Source organism: Anaerococcus tetradius ATCC 35098 (assembly GCF_000159095.1).
GTDB classification, from domain to species: Bacteria; Bacillota; Clostridia; order Tissierellales; family Peptoniphilaceae; genus Anaerococcus; species Anaerococcus tetradius.
Genome location: NZ_GG666295.1, coordinates 204472 through 226810, shown reverse-complemented (window position 1 = coordinate 226810; position 22339 = coordinate 204472). Strand labels below are relative to the sequence as shown.

At 31.5% G+C, this 22339-nt stretch carries 18 protein-coding genes; 7 read left to right on the top strand and 11 right to left on the bottom strand.

Annotation, left to right across the window (positions count from 1 at the left end):
* On the top strand, positions 1 to 1294 hold a 1294-nt coding region (ltrA, locus tag HMPREF0077_RS01010), incomplete at its 5' end, for a group II intron reverse transcriptase/maturase (protein ID WP_004835979.1).
* 192 nt (positions 1295 to 1486) lie between these two features.
* Here the strand turns inward: ltrA and HMPREF0077_RS01005 are convergent.
* The 3 genes from HMPREF0077_RS01005 to pepT form a co-directional block, all read right to left on the bottom strand.
* A complete protein-coding gene (locus tag HMPREF0077_RS01005) occupies positions 1487 to 2656 on the bottom strand; it encodes an IS256 family transposase (RefSeq protein WP_231723900.1) in 1170 nt (389 codons plus the stop codon).
* Positions 2657 to 2864: 208 nt separating this feature from the next.
* Positions 2865 to 3098, bottom strand: coding sequence for a hypothetical protein (locus HMPREF0077_RS01000; protein ID WP_040349206.1), 234 nt, complete (start codon positions 3096 to 3098; stop codon positions 2865 to 2867).
* A 67-nt stretch (positions 3099 to 3165) separates the two neighbouring features.
* Positions 3166 to 4386, bottom strand: a complete 1221-nt coding sequence (pepT, locus tag HMPREF0077_RS00995; RefSeq protein WP_004835976.1) for a peptidase T — start codon at positions 4384 to 4386, stop codon at positions 3166 to 3168.
* 85 nt (positions 4387 to 4471) lie between these two features.
* On the opposite strand from pepT, the gene dut reads away from it, so the two are divergent.
* Genes dut through HMPREF0077_RS00965 form a run of 6 tightly spaced genes read left to right on the top strand, consistent with a single transcriptional unit; the run spans position 4472 to position 12154 of the window.
* Positions 4472 to 4906 (top strand): dUTP diphosphatase, encoded by a 435-nt coding sequence (gene dut / locus HMPREF0077_RS00990; protein ID WP_004835975.1) that lies wholly within the window; start codon positions 4472 to 4474, stop codon positions 4904 to 4906.
* Positions 4906 to 5439, top strand: coding sequence for a hypothetical protein (locus HMPREF0077_RS00985; protein WP_004835974.1), 534 nt, complete (start codon positions 4906 to 4908; stop codon positions 5437 to 5439). Before dut ends, HMPREF0077_RS00985 begins: the two co-directional genes overlap by 1 nt.
* Positions 5440 to 5499: 60 nt before the next feature.
* Positions 5500 to 8106, top strand: a complete 2607-nt coding sequence (gene mutS / locus HMPREF0077_RS00980) for a DNA mismatch repair protein MutS (RefSeq protein WP_004835973.1) — start codon at positions 5500 to 5502, stop codon at positions 8104 to 8106.
* Positions 8106 to 9950 carry a DNA mismatch repair endonuclease MutL gene (mutL, locus tag HMPREF0077_RS00975; RefSeq protein WP_004835972.1) on the top strand — a complete coding sequence of 615 codons (1845 nt, stop codon included), beginning with the start codon at positions 8106 to 8108 and terminating at the stop codon, positions 9948 to 9950. The genes mutS and mutL overlap by 1 nt, the downstream gene beginning before the upstream one ends.
* On the top strand, positions 9940 to 10887 hold the full coding sequence (gene miaA, locus HMPREF0077_RS00970) for a tRNA (adenosine(37)-N6)-dimethylallyltransferase MiaA (protein ID WP_052588089.1): 948 nt from the start codon (positions 9940 to 9942) through the stop codon (positions 10885 to 10887). The genes mutL and miaA overlap by 11 nt, the downstream gene beginning before the upstream one ends.
* Complete coding sequence (locus tag HMPREF0077_RS00965; protein ID WP_004835970.1) at positions 10877 to 12154, top strand: methionine gamma-lyase family protein; 1278 nt, start codon at positions 10877 to 10879, stop codon at positions 12152 to 12154. Before miaA ends, HMPREF0077_RS00965 begins: the two co-directional genes overlap by 11 nt.
* Before the next feature lie 52 nt (positions 12155 to 12206).
* On the opposite strand, the gene HMPREF0077_RS00960 is transcribed toward HMPREF0077_RS00965, so the two are convergent.
* The 8 genes from HMPREF0077_RS00960 to priA all read right to left on the bottom strand — a co-directional run bounded on the left by HMPREF0077_RS00960 (position 12207) and on the right by priA (position 22337).
* The gene (locus HMPREF0077_RS00960) at positions 12207 to 13196 is read right to left on the bottom strand and encodes a tyrosine recombinase XerC (protein ID WP_004835969.1); all 990 of its coding nucleotides are present in this window, start codon (positions 13194 to 13196) and stop codon (positions 12207 to 12209) included.
* A 735-nt stretch (positions 13197 to 13931) separates the two neighbouring features.
* Positions 13932 to 15485, bottom strand: a complete 1554-nt coding sequence (gene rny, locus HMPREF0077_RS00955) for a ribonuclease Y (protein ID WP_040349201.1) — start codon at positions 15483 to 15485, stop codon at positions 13932 to 13934.
* A gap of 113 nt (positions 15486 to 15598) precedes the next feature.
* A complete protein-coding gene (epsC, locus tag HMPREF0077_RS00950; RefSeq protein WP_040349302.1) occupies positions 15599 to 16123 on the bottom strand; it encodes a serine O-acetyltransferase EpsC in 525 nt (174 codons plus the stop codon).
* Entirely contained in the window at positions 16110 to 17027 is a 918-nt protein-coding gene (gene cysK / locus HMPREF0077_RS00945; protein WP_004835966.1) for a cysteine synthase A, read from the bottom strand. Before cysK ends, epsC begins: the two co-directional genes overlap by 14 nt.
* A 101-nt stretch (positions 17028 to 17128) precedes the next feature.
* Positions 17129 to 17794, bottom strand: a complete 666-nt coding sequence (tsf, locus tag HMPREF0077_RS00940; RefSeq protein WP_004835965.1) for a translation elongation factor Ts — start codon at positions 17792 to 17794, stop codon at positions 17129 to 17131.
* A gap of 10 nt (positions 17795 to 17804) precedes the next feature.
* Positions 17805 to 18635 carry a 30S ribosomal protein S2 gene (gene rpsB / locus HMPREF0077_RS00935; protein WP_004835964.1) on the bottom strand — a complete coding sequence of 277 codons (831 nt, stop codon included), beginning with the start codon at positions 18633 to 18635 and terminating at the stop codon, positions 17805 to 17807.
* 135 nt (positions 18636 to 18770) lie between these two features.
* The gene (gene ftsY, locus HMPREF0077_RS00930) at positions 18771 to 19958 is read right to left on the bottom strand and encodes a signal recognition particle-docking protein FtsY (RefSeq protein WP_004835963.1); all 1188 of its coding nucleotides are present in this window, start codon (positions 19956 to 19958) and stop codon (positions 18771 to 18773) included.
* Positions 19959 to 19967: 9 nt separating this feature from the next.
* Positions 19968 to 22337 carry a primosomal protein N' gene (gene priA / locus HMPREF0077_RS00925; RefSeq protein WP_004835962.1) on the bottom strand — a complete coding sequence of 790 codons (2370 nt, stop codon included), beginning with the start codon at positions 22335 to 22337 and terminating at the stop codon, positions 19968 to 19970.
* Positions 22338 to 22339 lie beyond the last annotated feature (2 nt).

Genomic DNA, 22339 nt, shown 5'->3' with positions numbered 1-22339 from the left:
TAAGATTAACTCAAAAGAAAATACCAAAAATGAACTAATTGAAAAAATACTCCATCGAAACAACCTAAACGAAGCCTTTAAACAAGTAAAATCCAATAAAGGTTCAGCAGGAATAGATGGAATATCAACAGAAGAACTCCTAGAACATCTAAAAGAAAACAAAGATAAAATACTAGGACAAATAAGAGCAAGGAAATACAAACCCAAACCAGTAAAAAGGGTACAAATACCAAAAGCAAACGGGAAGAAACGAAATCTAGGAATACCCACAACAACAGATAGGGTAATACAACAAGCAATAGCACAAGTATTAAGCCCAATCTATGAAAAGAAATTCTCAGAAAACAGCTATGGATTTAGACCCAATAGAAGTGCACATGATGCCCTAAAAAGGATAAAAGAAATAGCAGATGAAGGAAATACTTGGGTAGTAGATTTAGACCTAGAAAAATACTTCGACACAGTAAACCAATCCAAACTCATACAAATCCTATCAGAAGAAATAAAAGATGGAGATGTAATATCCTTAATACACAAATATCTAAAATCAGGAATAATGATAGATGGAATAAAAATAAAATCAGACAAAGGAGTACCACAAGGTGGACCACTAAGTCCGATACTCGCAAACATCTACCTAAACGAAGCTGACCAAGAATTTGAAAAATGGGGATACAAATTTGTAAGATATGCAGACGACATGCTAATATTCGCAAGAAATAAGAAAGCAGCCGAAAGATACTACAAAAGAGTCAAAAAGCTGTTAGAAGGGAAATTAAAGCTAAAAGTCAATGAGGAAAAGACCTCAATAAGAAAATTAAGCCAAACAAAATATCTAGGATATGGATTTTACCATAATAATGGAACCCAATTAAAAGTACACAAAGAAAGCCTAAAGAAACTAAAAGCAAAACTAAAAGCAGTAACAAACAGAAGTAATGCACTAGGCTATAGGCAAAGAAGAATAAAAATTAACCAAATCGTAAGAGGATGGATTCAATATTTCAAACTTGCAAACATGAGAAACCATCTTCAGAAACTAGACGAATGGTTAAGAAGAAGAATTAGAATGTGTGCATGGAAAAGCTGGAAGAAAGTCAAAACTAAATTTACAAATTTAGTAAAATTAGGAACAGGAAAGTTTCAAGCTTGGCAATGGGCAAATACACGTAAATCCTATTGGAGAATAGCAAAAAGCCCAGTACTCAATAGAGCTCTTAACAACAAAAGAATAGCTGAAAGGGGCTATATATCCCTAGTCAGCTATTACAATAAAGTTCAAATTAAACTGTAGAACGGGTCTGTAAATAATTTTGTGTATCAACCTAAATCCTGATATAAGGGTAAGGGTTGATACATTTTTTTATGTATCAATGTTTGTCCATTCCTATAGGAATGGAGCTTTACTTAATTTTACACAACTTTAATAAACTGTCAAATTTTTATGAAAATTTGCAGCCGATTTCATACTAAATTTTTATCTTGATTAAAACCTCCCTTCAAAAAATATTGATAATTGGGATAAGATTTGATCCCAGCCTCGTATTCTACTTGTCCATTTGCTTGAGGCATCTACCATTGCTAGATACAAGCTTTTTTGTAGAGCATAGTCATTTGGAAATATGGTTTTATTTTTAGTTACTTTTCTTAGTTGCCTATTGAAGTTTTCCATGGCATTTGTTGTATATATCAGTTTTCTTATTCCGTCTGGATATTTAAAATACGTCGATAATTCTGCCCAGTTGTTTTTCCAAGAGCTTACACACATTGGATATTTTTTATCCCATTTTTCTTCAAAGACTCCTAAATTTGTTAAGGCTAAGTCTTCTGTTGGTGCCTTGTATACTGCTTTTAGGTCTTTCATTAATTCTTTTATGTCTTTGTAGGATACATATTTTGTTGAGTTTCTTATTTGGTGGATTATACATTTTTGTATTTCTGCTTTTGGATATACTGCTTCTATTGCTTGTGTGAATCCTGGGAGGTTATCTGTTGAAACTATCAGGATATCTTCAAGACCTCTTTCTTTTAGTTGGTTTAAGACTAGTAACCAGTATTTGCTTGATTCATTTTCTCCTACCCACATTCCTAGTATTTCTTTAAATCCTTCTAGGTTGTAGCCTAGGGCAATGTATACCGCTTTTTTGACTACTATGTTGTTTTCTCTTACGTGGTAGTGTATAGCGTCTAAGAAGACCATTGGATAGATTTTTTCTAGTGGTCTATTTTGCCACTCTTCTATGGTTGGTAGTATTTTGTTGGTTATTTTACTTACCATTGTTTCTGATATGCCAAAACCATAAATATCTTTGATGTGAGATGATATGTCTCTTGTTGTCATTCCTTTGCCATACATTGATATTATTTGATTTTCTATGTTTGATATGTCTTTTTCATATTTCTTTAATGATTGTGGTTCAAATGTTCCTTCTCTATCTCTTGGTATGTTTAAATCTATATTTCCATATGATGATCTAACTGTTTTTTTACTAGTGCCATTTCTTGTATTTAAGGAAAGTGGTTTTTCTCCATATTCATAGTCTAAATGCTCATCTAATTCTGCTTTTAAAAGTTCTTCCATTGTATCGCCTAAAAGATCTTTTAGTGCTTCTTGAATATCTTGTGCACTTTGAGGCTGGTATTCTTCAATTAACATTTTTGCTATTTTGCTTCTTTTTGTTTCTGGTCTTTTTCTTGGCATAAAAATTCCTCCTGATTAGTTTTCACTTACCCTAATCAGGAGGTTTCTATACACAAAATTTTACACAGTCTCTGTAGAACCGCCGTATACGGAACCGTACGTACGGTGGTGTGAGAGGTCGGTAGATGAATTAATCATTAACCTCCTACTCGATTAAAACAACTTAATCTTCTGATGGATTTTCGGAAAAATCAGCTCTTGTTCTACGAGCTTCTACACCTACATTTGAATTTTCATCAGCTTCGTCAGTGATGCTTCTTAGATTTTCTTGATCTGGACCTAGTTTTCTATCTAGAGATTCTCCACCTGCGTTTTTGTTAGTTTCCCTAACTTTTTTATCAAGTTCAGAGTTTCCTCTGTATTGATTTGTGTTATTTACTTTATTTTCGTCTGTCATTGAATATCTCCTTTCCATATCAATTATCTTCACACTTATATTATAACATATTTATATAAAAATTTCATTAGATATCGTTTGCTATGATTTTTATTATCTCAATTATAGTTTCACTAGCCTTAATCATATGTTCAATTGGAATTAATTCATAAACTCCGTGATAGTTCATGCCACCAGTAAAGATATTTGGTGTTGGTAAACCCATGAAAGATAGCTTAGAACCATCTGTTCCTCCTCTGATAGGCTCTATAATTGGGCTGATACCCAAATTCTCCATGGCTTTTTTGGCGTAGTCAACTATTTTCATATTTTTTTCAATTATTTCGCCCATATTATAATAGGAATCGTTTAATTTAATATTAATTATATTACCATATTTTTTGTTTAAGAAATTTGCATTATCTTTAAATTCTTTTTTCATAGCTTCAAACTTATTCCTATCATGCTCTCTAATGATATATTCCATCTTAGTGTTTTCAATATCACCATTAATACTTAAAAGATGAAAGAAACCTTCGTAGCCTTCTGTATGTTCAGGCCTTCTTACATCCCCCAAAAGATTGTCAAATTCTCTAGCAACTGTAATTGAATTAATCATAGTATTTTTCGCTGAACCAGGGTGAATTGATTTTCCTTTAATACTTACAATTCCACTAGCAGCATTAAATGACTCATATTCTAATTCACCAAGATAGCCACCATCAACCGTGTAGGCAAAGTCAGCATCAAAAGCTTTTACATCGAATGTATCACAGCCTGTTCCTATCTCCTCATCAGGAGTAAAGGCAATCATAATATCACCATGTTCTATTTGCGGATTGTTTATTAAAAATTCGATTGCATTCATTATTGATGCAATACCTGCTTTATCATCAGCTCCGAGCAGGCTTTCTCCCCTGGTTGTTATTAATGTTAGCCCTTTAAGCTTATTTAGGATTGGAAATTCTTCGACTCTTATACTTCTTTCATCATTAAGTTTGATATTACCACCTTCATATTTTATGATTTGAGGATTATCTATTTTGCCGTACATTTCTGGAGAGGTATCCATGTGGGATAAGAAACCTACTCTTGGAATGTCTTTATTAGAATTGGATTTTAGTTTAGAAAATACGAATCCTTCTTCATTAATGTTTGCTTCTAATCCAAGTTCTTCTAGTTCTTTTTTTAATTCTTTAGCTAAGACAAGTTGTCCAGGAGTGGATGGTTTTTGCCTTTCTCCTTTGTCTGGATCGCTTTTAGTATCAAATGTTATATATTTCAAAAATCTTTTTGTTATATTTTCCATATTACACCTTCCTTTCTTTTAATTATACTCTAAAGATTGTAAAGTTAACGAATATTGGTATATTAAATAGAGAAAAGGTGGGATTATGAATAATAAAAAACTTAAAATGATTGTTGAATCTAAAATTCCTTCTTATGGAACAGCCCATGCAGCAGGTTTAGATTTATATTCATACACAGATAAAGATATAATCGTTAAAGCAGGAGAAACAGTTAAGGTTCATACTGGTGTTAGGGTAGAGATTCCAGAAGGATACTTTGGAGGAGTATATCCTAGATCTTCTACAGGTGTAAAAAAACAACTTATGCTTTCTAATACAATTGGTGTAATTGATTCTGATTATAGGGGCGAGATTATGGTGTTCTTTTATAACTATGGCAAGGAAACACAAGTCATAAAAAATGGTGATCGATTAGCTCAATTAATCATACAACCATACCAAAGGTGTGACATAGAGCTTGTAGATAATTTGAATGATTCAGCCAGGGGAGAAGATGGATTCGGTTCAACAGGTCAGTAATGAAAAATAGGATGTATAAAAGATTTAAAAAGAACAAGTATAAGATATATTTAAGCTTAATAAGCCTAGTATTGGCAATTTTTCTGATTATATTTGTTAAAAATACGATATCTGATTATTATTTGAAAAAATATGATAAAGAAATCATTGTAATTAGGGATAGCGATAATATCCAACATTCTTATTCTTTAAGAGAAATTAGATCGCTTAAAGCTATAAAACAGAAGGTTAGAATAAATAAAGGGCTTGAAGTTGTTGAATTAACAGGAGTTGCCCTAGAAAAACTCTTAGGTGATTTAGGTTATAATCTAGAGGAAGCTCCAGATTTACTTATAGAGGATTCTAATGGTAATACTACTACTTTTCCGATGTCTGTTGCTTTGGAAGTAAATAGGGTTCTTCTTGTATATAAGATTAATAACAAAGCTAACAGGGATTATGATGATTCAATGGGAACATTTTCGATAATAGATACTACAAGCGATAACAAATCCTCTTGGGTAAAGGACGCTAAGCTTTTAAATATACAGTAATACTCATGTTAGGCATGAGTATTTTTTTGCTAGGCTATAAATTTATGAAATGGAGTTAAAATGAAGAGCAATTTTAAGTACGATAAACTTACTCCTATGCTAAAACATTATGTAGATGTAAAAAATGATTTTAGAGATTCTATACTCTTATACAGGGTAGGCGATTTTTATGAAAGTTTTTTTGATGATGCGATTATAACAAGTAAGGCCTTATCTCTAACTTTGACTGGTAAGGATTGCGGACATGAGAAAAAGGCACCCATGTGTGGAGTACCTCATCATGTTATTGATAGCTACGCTTTTAAGTTGGTAAAGCAGGGCTATAAGGTGGCCTTATGTGATCAGGTAGAAGATCCTAAAGAAGCTAAGGGGCTTGTAAAAAGAGCTATAACTAGGGTAATTACTCCTGGTACTATTACTGATATGGAATCCTTGGATAATAGGGAGAATAATTATCTTTTATCATTATTTCAAAATGATTATGGTCTATCTATAAGCTATTGCGATATATCTACTGGTAAACTAGTTTGCCTTGAAATAAAGGGACTTAGTTCGTCTTTAGCAAAAAAGGCAATAGATCAAATTGAAAGAATCAATCCTTCAGAAATCCTAATTAATTCAGATTTTTCAGATAATGTATTGAAAAGATATTTCAATGATAATGAAATCTTTCTTAATTATATAGAAAATCCAAAGGACTATCTTAATAGAGCAAGTATGATTAAGAATCATCTCGGTGAAACGAATTTCAAAAAAATCTCTAATATGAGATTAGCTATCTTGTCCTTAGCTAATTTAATTGATTATATTTATAAGTATCATAAGGATAACCTAAGCCACATTAACAATATTGAAGTTTTAGAAATAAACGATTATATGCAGCTTGAGGCAAATACAAGAAGGAATTTGGAGCTTCATAGAAACTTAAATAATAATACCAAAGAAAACACACTTTTAAGTATTTTAGATAAAGCTGATACCGTGATGGGATCTAGGCTAATAAATGAATATTTGGAAAGACCTCTTATTGATAGGGATAAAATAAATAGGAGACTTGATATAGTTGAAAGCTTCCTTGAAGATAGGATTCTTTCTAACAATATTTCCAATATTTTATCAGATGTTTACGACCTAGAAAGACTTATTGCAAAAATATCCTACAAAAGAGCAAACGCAAGGGATTTTATTTCGATAAAAAACTCTATAGCAAATATGCCCAAACTTAGAGAAATACTAGAAGCAAGTGAAAGTGAGCATATAAGAAATATAGCTTTAAATCTGCCAGATGTTAGCGATATATATGAACTGATTGATAAAGCTATTGTAGATGATCCGCCCCTAGGGATAAGCGAGGGTGGGATAATAAAAGATAAATACAATACAGAGCTTGATTCTCTAAAAATAGCTTCTAAAAATGCTCAAAGCGATTTGATTTTATATGAAAATGAGGAGAAAGAAAAAACTGCTATTAAAAATTATAAAATAGTTTTTAATAAAAATAATGGTTATTCTATTGAAATAACTAAGGCTAACTTGGATAAGGTCCCAAAAAACTATGTCAGAAAACAAACTCTAAAAAATCAAGAAAGATATACTAGTGAGAGATTGGAAGAGATTGCTAATATAATTTTGGGTGGAAAAGATAAGCTTAATGAGCTAGAATATAAGATTTTTTCAAATATTAGAGAAAAAATACTGGCAAATACTATAAAGTTACAAGCTCTCGCTAAGATGCTTGCTATGATTGATGCCTTGAACACATTTGCAAAAATAGCCCTAGAAAATTCTTATGTAAGGCCAAAGCTAAGAGATGACAATATTATAAAAATTAAGGATGGTAGACATCCGGTTATAGAAAATAATCTAAAAGAGAATGAATTTATTCCAAATGACACCGACATAGGTAGTAGAGAAAATCTTATTCAAATAATAACTGGGCCTAATATGGCTGGTAAATCGACTTATATGAGGCAAATGGCAATAATTATAATCCTTGCTCAAATTGGCTCTTTCGTACCTGCAAAAGCTTGTGAAATATCAATTTGTGATCAAGTTTTTACAAGAATTGGAGCAAGCGATAATATTTCTAAGGGCGAGTCGACCTTCATGTTAGAAATGAATGAGGTAAGTAATATATTAAAAAATTCTACTAAGGATTCTTTTGTAATATTAGATGAAGTAGGTAGGGGAACCTCTTCTGATGATGGTCTTAGTATAGCTATGGCTATAGTCGAGTATCTAAGTAAGCACAAGAAAGTTAAGACTGTATTCGCAACACATTTTCATGAACTAACCATTCTAGAAGATGAACTAGAAAATGTAACAAATCTTAAAATAGAAATATTAGAAGAAAATAATAATCTAGTATTTTTAAGGAAAATAAAAAAGGGTAAATCTGATAGATCGTACGGGATAGAGGTTGCAAAACTAAGTGGTTTGCCTAATGAAATAATCGATAACGCTAAAATAATTATGGACAAATTATCTACGAATGAGATATTTGAAATAAATAAAAGTAAGGAATTATCATCTTCTATCGCAGATATATCAAATCAAAAAATACTTGCTATAAAAAATCTTGCTTCAGCTGTAGATATAAATAGCCTAACACCAATAGAAGCGATTAATAAACTAAATGATTTATTAAAGAAAATTGGAGAATTGTAATGACTATAATAAAATTGGACGATCAGACTATCGAAAAGATAGCGGCTGGTGAAGTTATAGAATCTCCAGTTTCAATCATCAAGGAATTAGTCGAAAATTCTATAGATTCTGGAGCGGATACTATCACCGTCGAAATAAAAAATGGTGGTAAGACTTATATAAGGGTTACAGATAATGGTTGTGGAATAGCAAGAGGTGAGATTGAACTTGCCTTTAGTAAACACGCTACATCAAAGATTAAAGACTTTAATGATTTATATGATATATATTCGTTAGGTTTTAGGGGTGAAGCTCTCGCAAGTATTGTCACTGTTAGCCAACTAACCGCTATAAGTAAAACTGATTTTGAAGATATAGGAAGTAAGATAAATTTTGATAATGGTAAATCTTCTTTAACAAGTATAGCTACTAATACGGGAACTAGTATTGTTGTTAAAGACTTGTTTAGAGATATACCTGTTCGTAGGAGATTTCTTAAATCTGATACGCTCGAAGCAAATCGTATAAGTAGACTAATGTACGCTTTTGCTATTGGTTATAAAGATATATCTTTTAAATTTATAAAAAATGACAATATTGAATTTTCAACTAATAAAAATGAGGACTTGAAAGTAAGAATCTCAAAACTCCTTGATGATAGTTTAGGTGAAAATTTAATTAGCCTTAAAGCTAAAAATGATATCTACAAAATTAATGGCTATATATCAAATTCTAACTATTATAGGGGCAACAGATCCGTACAATATATCTATATTAATAATCGCCTAGTTGATAGTGACTTGATTAGGGATAGGATCGAGCTAAATTATAGGGGTCTTATTCCTAATGCTAGATTTCCAGTTTATTTTATCTATATTAGTACTAATCCTAAAAATCTCGATGTTAACGTTCATCCTAATAAGAGGAGTATTAAGTTTTCCTATGAAGATGAACTTATAGAATTAATTGATGGAACCCTTAGCATAAAATTAGGGGAGAACAATAAGGCCAAAGAGATAGATGTAAGGACAGAAACTAGCGAAGATTTAATGGATTTTTCTGATTATGGACAAATTCTCAATAAATATAACAAAGTATCTTCTTTCGCCAAAGAAGAGAATAAGAGTAATTTGTACAAAACTAAAGAAAAAAAAGATTATAAATCTAAGTCGCTTGATGATTTCTTTAACAATAATATAGAATTAGACGTTCAAAATGACAGTATTGAAGATAAAAGAAAAATATCTATTTCAAATAAAAATCAGCCTAAAGAAGAATTCGAAGAACAAACATATTTGGAGGACTTTGAGTTTTTAAGCTATAAGTGTTCTATTTTTAATAGATATTCCTTATTTGAAAAGAAAGATGAACTTTATATTTTAGACCATAGAAGGGCATCGGAGAAGATTAACTTTGATAAGTTTATTAAGCAATTATCCAATAAATCAATTGATAAACAAATTTTACTAGATCCTATAATAATAAAGTTAAATAGAAATGATTTTGAAAAATTTAATAGTAAAAAAGAATTCATAAATAACTTAGGTTTTGACGCTGAAATTATAAGTGATGAGTCAATAATTATAAGGTCAACTCCTTTTATTTTTGAAATTCCAGAAAATGATAAATTTTTCTATGATCTTATTGATATTGATTATGACAGGGATGTAGATTATCTTTATAACAAGCTTAGGAAACTGAACCTTTCATATATTTTTAGGAAGGGAGATAAGATTGGTGAAAAAGAGGCTTTCGCCTTAATTAAAGACATATCAGCTATGGCTAATCCATATAAAACTAGCGATGGCAAAGCAACTCTTATAAAAATAAATGAAAAAGATGTGGAGAAATATTTTGAAAAATAGATTAATAGTAATAACTGGCCCTACGGCTAGTGGAAAAAGCGATATAGCAATTAATCTTGCAAAATCTTTGGAAAGTCAGATAATATCAGCTGATAGCCAACAAGTTTATAGATATATGAATATTGGTACAAACAAAACAGAAGACATTTTTGAAGTTGATCACTTTATGATAGATTTGATTAATCCTGATCAGCCTTTTTCTGTTGAGGATTTTTCAAGAGAGGCTAGAAGTTTGGTAAAAAAAATCAATGATAATAATAGAATTCCTATAGTAGCAGGTGGTACAGGTTTTTATATAGATTCATTAATTTATGAGATGAATTATGGTCAAGTTAAGAAGGATCAAGGATATAGAAATGAATTACAAGCCCTTGCCATTGATAAGGGTAATGAATTTTTATATAAGCGTTTATCTGAAATTGACCCTGAAACTGCCAAAAGATACCATCCTAATGAAGTTAATAGAATTATTCGAGCCTTAGAAATTTATCATCTAAGTGGTAAGATTCCTTCAGATATTAGGAGCGGAGAAAGAAAATTAAATGATAATATTAATCCTCTAGTGTTTTTTCTAAATTATGATAATAGAGATCTGTTATATGAAAGAATCAATCATAGAGTCCTTAAAATGATAGATGATGGGCTAGTAGAAGAAGTGAAATATTTAGTTAGAAAATACAAGCTAACTGATAAATCTCAGTCTATGTCAGCAATAGGCTACAAAGAAGTACTAAGCTTCTTAAATGATGAAATAACTTACGAAGAAATGATTGAGCTAATTCAAAAAAACACCCGACATTATGCAAAAAGGCAAATAACTTGGATGAAGAAATATCTAGATTATGGATTTACCCATGAAATTAAGATGGATAAGTTAACTAAAGATGATGCAAGTGATATAATTTTAAGTATAATAAAGGGAGCTTATGATTTATAAAAATATTTACGACAATTATAAAATAGATTACAATTTTGATGAAGAAATCAAAGATATAGAAAGTTCATTGCATGAAGAATTTTTGAAAATTGATGAAATTTCTGAGTATAATCAACTAAAGGTTTTAAGTGCCTTAAAAAAGAATGACCTTCAAACATCAGACTTTATGCAAGCTACAGGTTATGGCTATGCTGATGTGGGAATGGATAAGATTGAGGCTATATTTTCAGATATTTTTAATACTGAGGATGCCTTGGTTCGTCCGAGCATAGTTTCAGGAACTCATGCCTTATCTATAGTTTTATTTTCGCTATTAAATAGCGGAGACCAGATGGTATCGATAACTGATGACCCTTATGATACAATGCAACAGGTTATTGGAATTGCAGGTAATAAAAAGGGAAATCTTTTAGAAAAAGGTGTTATATATGATAAATTAGCCTTAGATGATGAAAATAAAATTCAATATGACAAAATCAAGGATCTTGTAACATATACAACAAAGATTGTATTGATACAAAGGTCAACTGGTTATACCCGAAGAAGAGCTTTTACTATTTCTGAAATCAAAGAAGCCATTATAAAAATAAGACAAGCTAATCCTACGGCCATAGTTTTTGTAGATAATTGCTATGGTGAATTTACAGAAACTCTAGAACCTACTGAAGTAGGTGCAGATATTGTTGCCGGATCTTTAATTAAAAATTTAGGTGGTGGTATAGCCATTACAGGTGGCTATATATGCGGTAAAAAAAATCTCATTGAATACTGCTCAAATTACTTGACAGCTCCCGGAATCGGAAAAGATGAGGGGTTAAGTTTTGGTACAAATAGGCTAGTTGCGGAGGGATTATATTTTGCTGCTCATATTGTAAAAGAAGCTATGAAAGTTGCTATCTTATTTGCTAAAGCCTTTGCTAAATTGGGCTATGAAGTAATCCCAAAGACCGATGACCCAAGATCAGATTTAGTTCAATCAATAATATTAAGAGATCCTGATAAGGTCAAGACTTTCTGCAAGGCTATTCAAGAAGCTTGTAGTGTTGACTCTAACTTCGTTCCCGAAGCTTATCCTATGCCAGGCTATGAAGATCCAGTTATAATGGCTGCAGGAGGTTTTGTAGAAGGAGCTACATCTGAATTATCAGCTGATGGTCCTTTGAGAGCACCATATATAGTTTATTTGCAAGGTGGTCTTAACTACTATCATGGAAAACTTGCCTTAAAGATTGTACTAGATAGATTCAAAAAAGAAGCTTATATATAAACTTATAAAAGCTCAGCTATAATCCTGTATTTTTAAGGATATAGTTGAGCTTTTATATATCTATATTAGAGAGAGGATTCTTATTTACAGCATTTTTTAAATCTTCGTCATCGAGGTGAGTATAAATCTGAGTGGTCGAAACATTTGCATGCCCTAAGATATCTTTTAATGCTCTTATATCTACATTTCCATACTTATACATTAGGGTCGCTGCCGTATGTCTCAACTTGTGAGTTGAGTAAACACTTACATCAAAGCCTGCTTTTTTTAAATATTTATCTATAGTACTTTGAACAGCCCTATTAGAAATTCTTTTTTTTCTTGTTGAGATAAATAGGGCATCAATATCAATGTTTTTAACATATTTACCTCTAACTTCTATATACTTTTCTATTAGATCTATACAATTACTGGTTAGATAAATAGTTCTTTCTTTATTGCCTTTACCAATAATGTTAAAATGATCATTTGAAATATCCCTTAAATTAACACTAACAAGTTCAGAAAGTCTCATGCCAGTAGTAAGGAAAGTAAATATAATAGCTAAATCTCTACATTTTAAGAATTCGTTTTGTTCTCCTTTAACAGTTTCGAGCAATTTCTCAGTTTCTTGTAAGGTTAGATAAACAGGTTGCCTTTGACTTATCTTTGGGTTAGTTAATTTATCGCTAATATTTGTATCAATAACTTCAATCTCGGAAAATAAATATTTATAAAAAGATCTTATGGCAGAAATTTTTCTAGACCTTGTTGAAGCTAAGTCACTTTTGTCATTATCCAAGTAACTTAAATAAGAATAGAAGTCCTGCAAGGATAAGGTCTCAAAGAATTTGGGGTCAACAATTTTATTAATCGATTCAGGGTCGAACTGTTCATCAAATCTTTCAAAATCACCATAATATATTTTTCTGACAAGCATAAACCTAATCATAAGATTCAAATCATAATTATATTCTCTAATTGTATTAGAAGATAGGCCTCTAATAGATTTTAAATAATTAAGATAGTCTGTTAATATAATTGGTGAAATGATTTCTTTCATAAATTCCTCGGTTTAGCTTAAGAATATTGTTCTTTAATAAAATTGTACCTCTTTCTAGGTCAAAATACAATTATTGCACAAAATTATTATTTTGTGCAATAATTTATCTATGATTGACTACTCCTCTTTTATAAAATAACATAATACTTCTTTGTTCTTTTATTTAGTTCGATTAAAACTGTTTAGTATATATTTTCCTATAATAATGGCTAGAACAGCATTAAGGTATCTTCTACTCAATAGTAACCAACATCTTTATATTTTCCTATATTACTAATGATATTACTTGTTTATGAAATAATTTTTTATAATGCCTTATATTATGGATCTTTGTTTTGGTAAATATTAGAAGAATTTTACGAAGAAATTTAGGATTGATTCATCAATTGCTAATCTTATATTACCTATAATTTAAGTCATTGATAAAATTTTCTTAAATAAAAAACATAGGCCCTATTTTAGCTTGTAAGCGATTTAAAAATAAAAGGAATGCTATTGTATGTCTTTGATTGCAGTTGGTTTTATTATAATTTAAGTTATTATTGTTGGATTAAATGGTCAAGTAAAAATTATTATAATTTAAAGACCTTGTGTTAAAATAATAGGTCCCTATATTGCCTTGTTAGAGATTTAAATATAAAAGGAATACTAATATAATTATGGCTTTTCATTAATTTCTTTTAACTAAATTAAAAGACTACCAATTAAATGGTAGTCTAGTTTAAATACAATATTTTATTTAGCAAAATCTATCACTTTAGACTCTCTTAATACGTTTACTTTTATTTCACCTGGATATTCTAGTTCTTCCTCTATTTTCTTTGCAATTTCTCTAGCAATTACAATCATTTCATCGTCAGAAATTTTCTCTGGTTTAACCATAATCCTAAGTTCTCTACCAGCTTGTAGAGCAAATGATTTTTCAATACCGTCGAAAGAATTTGCGATTCCTTCAAGGTTTTCAAGTCTCTTAACGTATTTTTCTAAGCTTTCACGCCTTGCACCTGGTCTTGCTGCTGATATAGCATCAGCTGTTTGAACTAAAATTGATTCTACACAGTTAGGTTCAACCTCGCCATGATGTGATTCTATAGCATTTATAACGTATTTATTTTCACCGTATTTATTTGCCATTTCAACACCCAAGCTAACATGTGTTCCTTCTTGTTCACGATCTATGGCTTTACCAATATCGTGTAGTAGTCCACCACGTCTAGCTATTTGAGGATTAGCGCCTATCTCTTCAGCTAACATACCTGCAAGATTTGCAACTTCGACAGAGTGCTTTAGAATATTTTGGCCATAAGAAGTTCTAAATTTCATTTTACCAACTAATCTTACTAGTTGAGGATGTAAATTAACTACTCCAGCCTTTTCAACTGCCTCTTGTCCATCTTCCATAATTCTTTGTTCAACTTCTTCGTCTGCCTTTTCTAGCATTTCTTCAATTCTAGATGGGTTGATTCTTCCATCTTGAATTAATCTTTCCAAGGCGACCTTTGCTACTTCACGTCTCACAGGCTCAAAAGAAGATATAACAACAGCTTCTGGGGTATCATCAATTATCAAATCTACTCCGGATGCTTGCTCAAATGCTCTAATGTTTCTACCTTCACGTCCTATTATTCTACCTTTCATTTCATCATTAGGTAGAGAAATAACTGAAACAGTATTTTCAGCAACTTGTTCTGCAGCATATCTTTGGATAGTTGTTGCTAGAATATCAGTAGCTATTTTTCTACTTTCAGCTTTTACTCTTTCTTCAGCTTCTTTTATTAGCTTAGCAGATTCATGAATGGTTTCACTTTTAACGTTTTTAAGAATTATTTCTTTAGCTTCACTATTGGTGAGTCCAGCGATGTTTTGTAATTCCAATTGCTGTTCTTCAATCAATTTATCAATTCTGTCTTCTTTTTGTTTTAACTTTTTCTGATCACTAGAGATTTGATCAGACTTTTTGTCAATCAATAAAGATCGATTGTCTAAGCTTTCTTCCTTTTTCAACAGACGAGATTCTCTCTTGTCGAGGTCTTTTCTAATCTGTTTAAACTGTTCTTCATTTTCAGATCTTAATTTAGATATTTCATCTTTTGCTTCTAGAAGAGTTTCTCTTCTTAAAGCTTCTGCTTGGTTGTTGGCATCTTCAATTATTTTTCTGCTTAATTCTTCAGCAGATCCTATTTTAGATTCACTAACCTTCTTACGATAAAGATAGCCAGAATTAAAAGCTAACAATACGAAGGCGACAGCGATAAGAATAACGATTGGGTTAATACTTTCAAACATCATATCACCTCCTAATATAGGAATTATACATTCCTATATCATTATACCATAAATTATCATTTATACGAAAATATGAAATCTTATTTATTAATTTACAATATAAGTACAGGTAAAGACTAACCTTTAATAATTATTTTGGCAGGTGCACCAACAGCTGTAGCATTTGAAGGAACATCTGTTAATACAACTGCATTGGCACCGATTTTTACATTATCACCTATTACAATATCACCTAACAAGACTGCACCAGCTCCAATCAAAACATTATTTCCAACAGTTGGGTGTCTTTTACCTTTTTTGCTTGAAACTCCGCCTAGGGTAACTGAGTGGTAAATCAAACAATCATCACCTATTTCAGCTGTTTCACCTATAACTACCCCCATACCATGATCTATATAGCATCTTCTTCCAATTTTTGCTCCTGGATGGATTTCGATACCAGTCTCAATTCGTGACTTATAGGCAATCTCTTGAGCTTCGTAAAGACTTCCTTCCAAGAAAAGTTTGTGGGCATACCAATGATACATTAAGGCTCTGATGCCAGGGGAGAAAAGTGCTGCTTCTTCTCTGCTTTTTAATGCAGGATCTTTCCTAAGAGCGTTATCTATTAGCTCTTCCTTGTATTTTTTATAACTGTTCATTTTCATACAATTCAGTAGATAGGTATCTTTCTCCTGTATCTGGAAGAACTGTTACTACTGATTTCCCTTCTCCTAATTTGTCAGCAATTTCTATAGCTCCACATACATTAGCTCCTGATGATATACCAACTGCTAACCCCTCGTCTTTGGCAAGCTTCCTACTCATCTTAATTGCATCATCTGAACGAACATCGACAATTCCATCAAGTATATTAAAATCTAAGTTAGGAGGTATGAAATTTCCACCAATTCCTTGTATCTTATGTCCTCCTGCCTTTCCACCAGAAAGAATTGGACTTTCTTTTGGTTCTATTGCATAAACCTTTGTTTCTTTGTTATGTTCTTTAAGCCTTTTTCCTATACCCGTAACAGTTCCACCAGTACCTACTCCAGCAATAAAGGCATCAGGTGTAAGTTCTTTTAAAATTTCTGGACCAGTTGTTTCATAATGAGCTCTTACATTAGCTGGATTTGAGAATTGATCAGGGAAAAAATAACCATTTTCTTCAGATAATTCTTTAGCCTTGTCATAGGAACCTTGAAGGCCTCTTTCACTTGTCCTAATTACTTTTGCTCCATAAGCCATAGCCAATTTTGCTCTTTCAATGCTCATAGAAGCAGGCATGGTAAGTATAAGTTTATAACCCTTACAAGCAGCAAGAGCAGCAAGAGCTACACCAGTATTACCACTTGTAGGCTCAACAATAGTACCTCCTTCTTTAAGATAACCTTTATTTTCAGCATCTTCAATCATATATAAGGCAATTCTATCCTTAATAGAGCCAGCTACGTTATTTTTTTCGACTTTAGCGTATATATCAGCTCTGCCTTCCTTCTTTAAGGAATTAAGTTTGATCAAGGGAGAATTACCTATTAGTTCTTTTGCGTTATTTTTTATAGTCATAAAAATCCTTTCCAAATTTAATATTTCTGTTTATACCTTATTATATATACCCTAAACTATAAATTATAATAAAAAAAAGAGCCATAGGCTCCTTTTAATAACTATCTCATTTGGCTTTGAACTTCTTTAGCAAAGTCTTCTTCTTTTTTTTCTAGACCTTCACCAACTTCAAATCTAGCAAATCTTCTAATTTTAATGTTTTCTCCAACATCATTTGCTGTATCTCTTAGATATTGCTCAATTGTGATGTCAGGATTTTTAACAAATGGTTGATCTAATAGACAAACTTCAGAGAACCATTTTTTCATTCTTCCTTCAACCTTCTTTTCAGCAATCATCTTTTTCTTATCTTCAGGCATATTATCATTCGCTTCATTCATTGCTTGATTTACAAGAATTTCTTTTTGTTCTTCGACAGTTGCTTCATCAGCATCTGATTCAGAAATAAATAAAGGATTAACTGCTGCAATGTGCATAGCAATATCTTTAGCAAAATTTCTAACTGTATCTGTGTTTGCAGAGAAGTCTGTTTCTGTATTGATTTCAACGATTACACCGATTTTGTCATTGTGGATGTATGAACCAATTACACCTTCAGCCGCAATTCTTCCAGATTTCTTGTCAAGAGTTGCTTGTCCTTTTTCTTTAAGGAGCTTTTGAGCTTGGTCAATATCACCATTAGCTTCTTCTAAAGCTTTTTTACAATCCATCATTCCAGCGGCAGTTCTTTCTCTTAATTCTTTAACTAATTTTGCACTAATTGCCATTGTAATCTCCTTAATTTTCTTCAGTTTCGTCTAGTGATTGAGTTTTAAATTCTTCAGCTGCTTCTTTTATATCTTCATCAGAAACATCTTCTGTTTCTTCTTCAGCTACATCTTCATCATCTTCTTCAGCTTCAAATTCTTCGGCTGCATCGAATTGACTACCTTGGTTAGCTTCTATTACAGCATCAGCAATTACAGATGTTATTAATTTTACAGCTCTTATAGCATCATCATTACCTGGTATAGCGATATCAACTAAGTCTGGGTCACAGTTAGTGTCAACTATTGAAACAACAGGTATTCCTAGAATTTTTGCTTCATGAACAGCTATTGCTTCTTCACCTGGGTCTACAACGAATAGAACATCTGGAAGATTTTCCATTTCTTTAATACCACCTAGGTTCTTTTCTAGTCTGTCCATTTCCTTTTGTATTTGAAGAACTTCTTTTTTAGGTAGAAGATCGAAAGTTCCGTCTTCTTCCATTGCTTCATATTTTTTAAGTTTATTAATTGATTGTCTAATTGTTCCGAAGTTTGTTAACATTCCACCTAACCATCTGTTAGATACATAGAATTGTCCACTTCTTTTTGCTTCTTGCTCAATAGAATCTTGAGCTTGTTTTTTTGTACCAACAAATAGAACCTTACCGCCATCAGCAACTATATCTCTTACTGTAGCATATGCTTCTTCTATTTGGTTAGCTGTTTTTTGTAAATCTATAATATAGATTCCATTTCTTTCTGTGAAGATGTATTTAGCCATCTTAGGATTCCATCTTCTAGTTTGGTGTCCAAAGTGTACACCAGCTTCTAATAATTTTTTCATTGAAACTACTGCCATAAATATTACCTCCGTTTATTCTTCCACCCTCTTCTACTGATGATTTAACCAATAAAGGCAACGAAATCATCATCCAAGGATGTGTTTATTCGTAGTACATGTTGATGATACCACATATTCGTTTTGATTTCAACACTAAAACATAGCTTCTACAAATAATTCTGAATTAAATTTTTCTAAATCGTCAATTCCTTCACCAACCCCAATATATTTTACAGGAACTTCTAATTCCACTTGTAAAGGAAAGATTACTCCACCCTTGGCAGTTCCATCTAGTTTGGTTAGGATAAGTCCTGAAATATCAGTTACATTTTTAAACTCTCTAAGTTGGCTAACAGCATTTTGTCCTGTTGTAGCATCTAGTGCAAGTAGATTATCTCTATTTGCCTTATTAGCGTGAGTTGCTATTGTTTTATTAATTTTTTCTAGTTCTTTCATTAAGTTTTTCTTATTGTGAAGTCTTCCAGCTGTATCACAAATTAGAACATCAACGTTTTTAGCCTTAGCAGACTTAATTGCGTCAAATATAACTGCTGATGGATCTGAACCTTCTTGGTGAGAAATCATCTCAATATTGGCTCTTTCAGCCCATTCGCCTAATTGTTCAATTGCAGCAGCCCTGAAGGTATCAGCAGCTGCAAGCATTACTTTTTTCCCTTCCTTCTTTAAATTGTTAGCAAGTTTTCCTATAGTCGTTGTCTTGCCAACGCCATTTACCCCAATAACCAAAATTACTGACAATTCGTTATCTTTAAGTTTTAGGTCATTATCAAGATTTTTCTCATCCAATTTTCTAGTCATTATTTCCTTTAAAACTGGATATATCAAATCAACATCCTTAATACTTCTTTTTTTGATTTCTTCCCTAAGTTCATCCACAATTTCTACTGTGGAAGTCATTCCTATATCTGCAGAAATTAAAATTTCTTCGAGTTCATCATATAAATCGTCATCTATCTTCACATTTCTTGTAAATAAATTTTTAAGGTTAGAGGTAAATTGATCCCTGGTCTTGCTAAGCCCATCTTTAAGTTTAGCAAAAAATCCCTTATCATTTTCTGAGCTAATTGATGGATCATAAGCTGTTTCTTCTTCATCTTCGAAATCTTCTTGAGACTCATATAAAGCACTTTTTTCATTTAGATTTCCATAGTCACTATCATCATCTTTTATTACATTAACTAAACTTTCTTCACTTTCTTGAATATCTTCATTGCTTTCATATTCTTCTGTCGAAGAAAAATCAGCAAAGTCATTATCTTTGTTTTCTATCTGCTCTACTTGTTCTTCTTTATTTTTTTTCCTCTTAAAAAAATCAAACATTCTGACTCCTTAATTTATATTTGTTGGATTAAGTGCTGGTATGAAACTTGTATCTTTATATTTATTTATAAAATCTTTACGTACTTTACTAACGCAATTTATTAGATAATTTAGGTCATTATCATTTACTTTTATTAATATATTATACCTAAATTTGTTATTTATTCTTGCTATCTTACAGGGGTTGGGACCTATTATTTCAATGGAAGAATCTTTTCTTGTAATCCTACATAAACTCTTGTAAAACATTTTTGATATATCAATAGTTTTAATCCTAGATTCGTTAACAATCCTAATTGTAAGTAGATTTTTATAGGGTGGATAGTTGAAAGCTTTTCTCAAATTTAACTCATAATCGCAAAAACTTTCATAGTCATTGTTCTTGGCAGCCTGAATAACAAAGTTATCAGGTCTATAACTTTGTATAACAACCCTACCAGCTAATTTATCCCTACCGGCCCTACCTGAAACTTGAGTAAGAAGTTGAAAGGTCGTTTCATTAGCTTTAAAGTCACCTACATTTAAGCTTAAATCAGCAGATATTATTCCTACAAGAGAAACATTTTTAAAATCAAGGCCTTTTGCTATCATTTGGGTTCCCAAAAGGATATCAATTTTGTTTTCCTTCATCCCCTTATACATTTTTTCGTACATTTCTTTATTTGTTGCAGTCATTGAATCCATTCTCATTATATTAGCTTCTGGGAAAAGTAGTTTTACTTCTTCTTCTAATTTCTCCGTACCAGCTCCGAATTCTTTAATCTTCTTTGAGTGGCATACTGGACAAATTGTTGGCTGCTTCTTAGTTCTACCACAATAATGACAGACTAATCTGTCAACATTTTTATGGTAAGTCATAGCAACATCACATGCTTCACACTTGATTACATTTCCGCAGGCTCTGCAAAAAGTAAATGAATCATGACCAACTTTATTTAAAAATAATATGCTTTGTTGTTTATTTTCAAGATTCTTAATTATTTCATCTCTAAGCATCTCTGAAATCATAGAATAATTTGATTTTTTTAACTCTTCTCTCATATCTACAACTTCTATAATAGGCATATTATTGTTTATTCTATTTTCTAGCCTTATCAGATCAAAAGCTCCTCTCTTGACCCTATCCATGGTTATTATTGATGGGGTAGCTGAAGCTAAGATTAGGTTACAAGAATGATAGTTTGCCCTTCTTATTGCAATCTCATCAGTATGATATTTAGGATCATTTGAAGAAATATATGAACCATCATGTTCCTCGTCAATTATAATAATTCCCAAATTTTTGAAGGGAGCAAATATTGCTGATCTTGCACCTATGACGATCTTTACTTCTCCGTTATTTATCATTCTCCATTGGTTGAATTTTTCCCTTGGGGTAAGTCTTGAATGCATAATAGCAATTTTTTCTTTAAATCTTCCCTTGAATCTTTCGATGGTTTGAGGTGTAAGAGAAATTTCTGGAACTAGTATTATAGCTTCTTTTTCATCCTTGATGACTTCTTCAACCATTTGAAGAAATATTTCGGTTTTTCCACTACCTGTCACCCCATATAAAAGAAAATGCCCATTCTTTTTGGACTTTATAGTATTAAAGGCTCTTTCTTGCTCTTCGTTTAGGTCAAATTTCTTATATTGATCAAAACTGGATTTTATTTCTTTATCTGCTTCTTTCTTTTCAATAAGAATTATATTCTTATTAACGAGAGAATTTAAACTACTTCTACTAGCTGCACTTTTTGCTAATAGGCTTTTGACATCTGTAAGACCGTTTTTTGATAGATAATCAATTATTTTCTTTTGCTTAACAGCATTTGCATTAAGGATAAATTTACAATCTTTATTGAGTCTTGCATACTCAATGTATTGAATTTTTTGAGTCCTTTTAACATCAAAACTTTGTCTAACAATATTATCTGCTAAGTATTTATAAAGTTTTTCCTTATAGTCGGGGAATCTTTCTTTGATTTCTTTAATTTCCCTTTTTTCATTTAGAAAGTCTAGAAATTCATTTGATAAATTACTAATATTTTTGTAAAATACATGAATATCTTTGATACTTGTAGGCGGCAAAACCTGCCTTAAAGAAGCTTGGATAGGAGATAGATATCTTTTGGACATAAAAAAAGCTAAATCAATTAACTCATTTGAAATTAGCTTTCTATCATCTACAAGGTCAATAATTTCTTTAATTTTATAATCTGCTTCAATTTCTTCTGTTATCTCATAAACAAAAGCAAGTACAGCTTTGTTAGACTTGCCAAAAGGCACTAAAACACGCATAGCTAGGCTAAGACTTGCAAGAAATCTTTCAGGAACTTTATATGTGAAACTTCTATCCAAAAATCTACTATTTGTGTCTAAAATTACTTTTGCGTACAAAA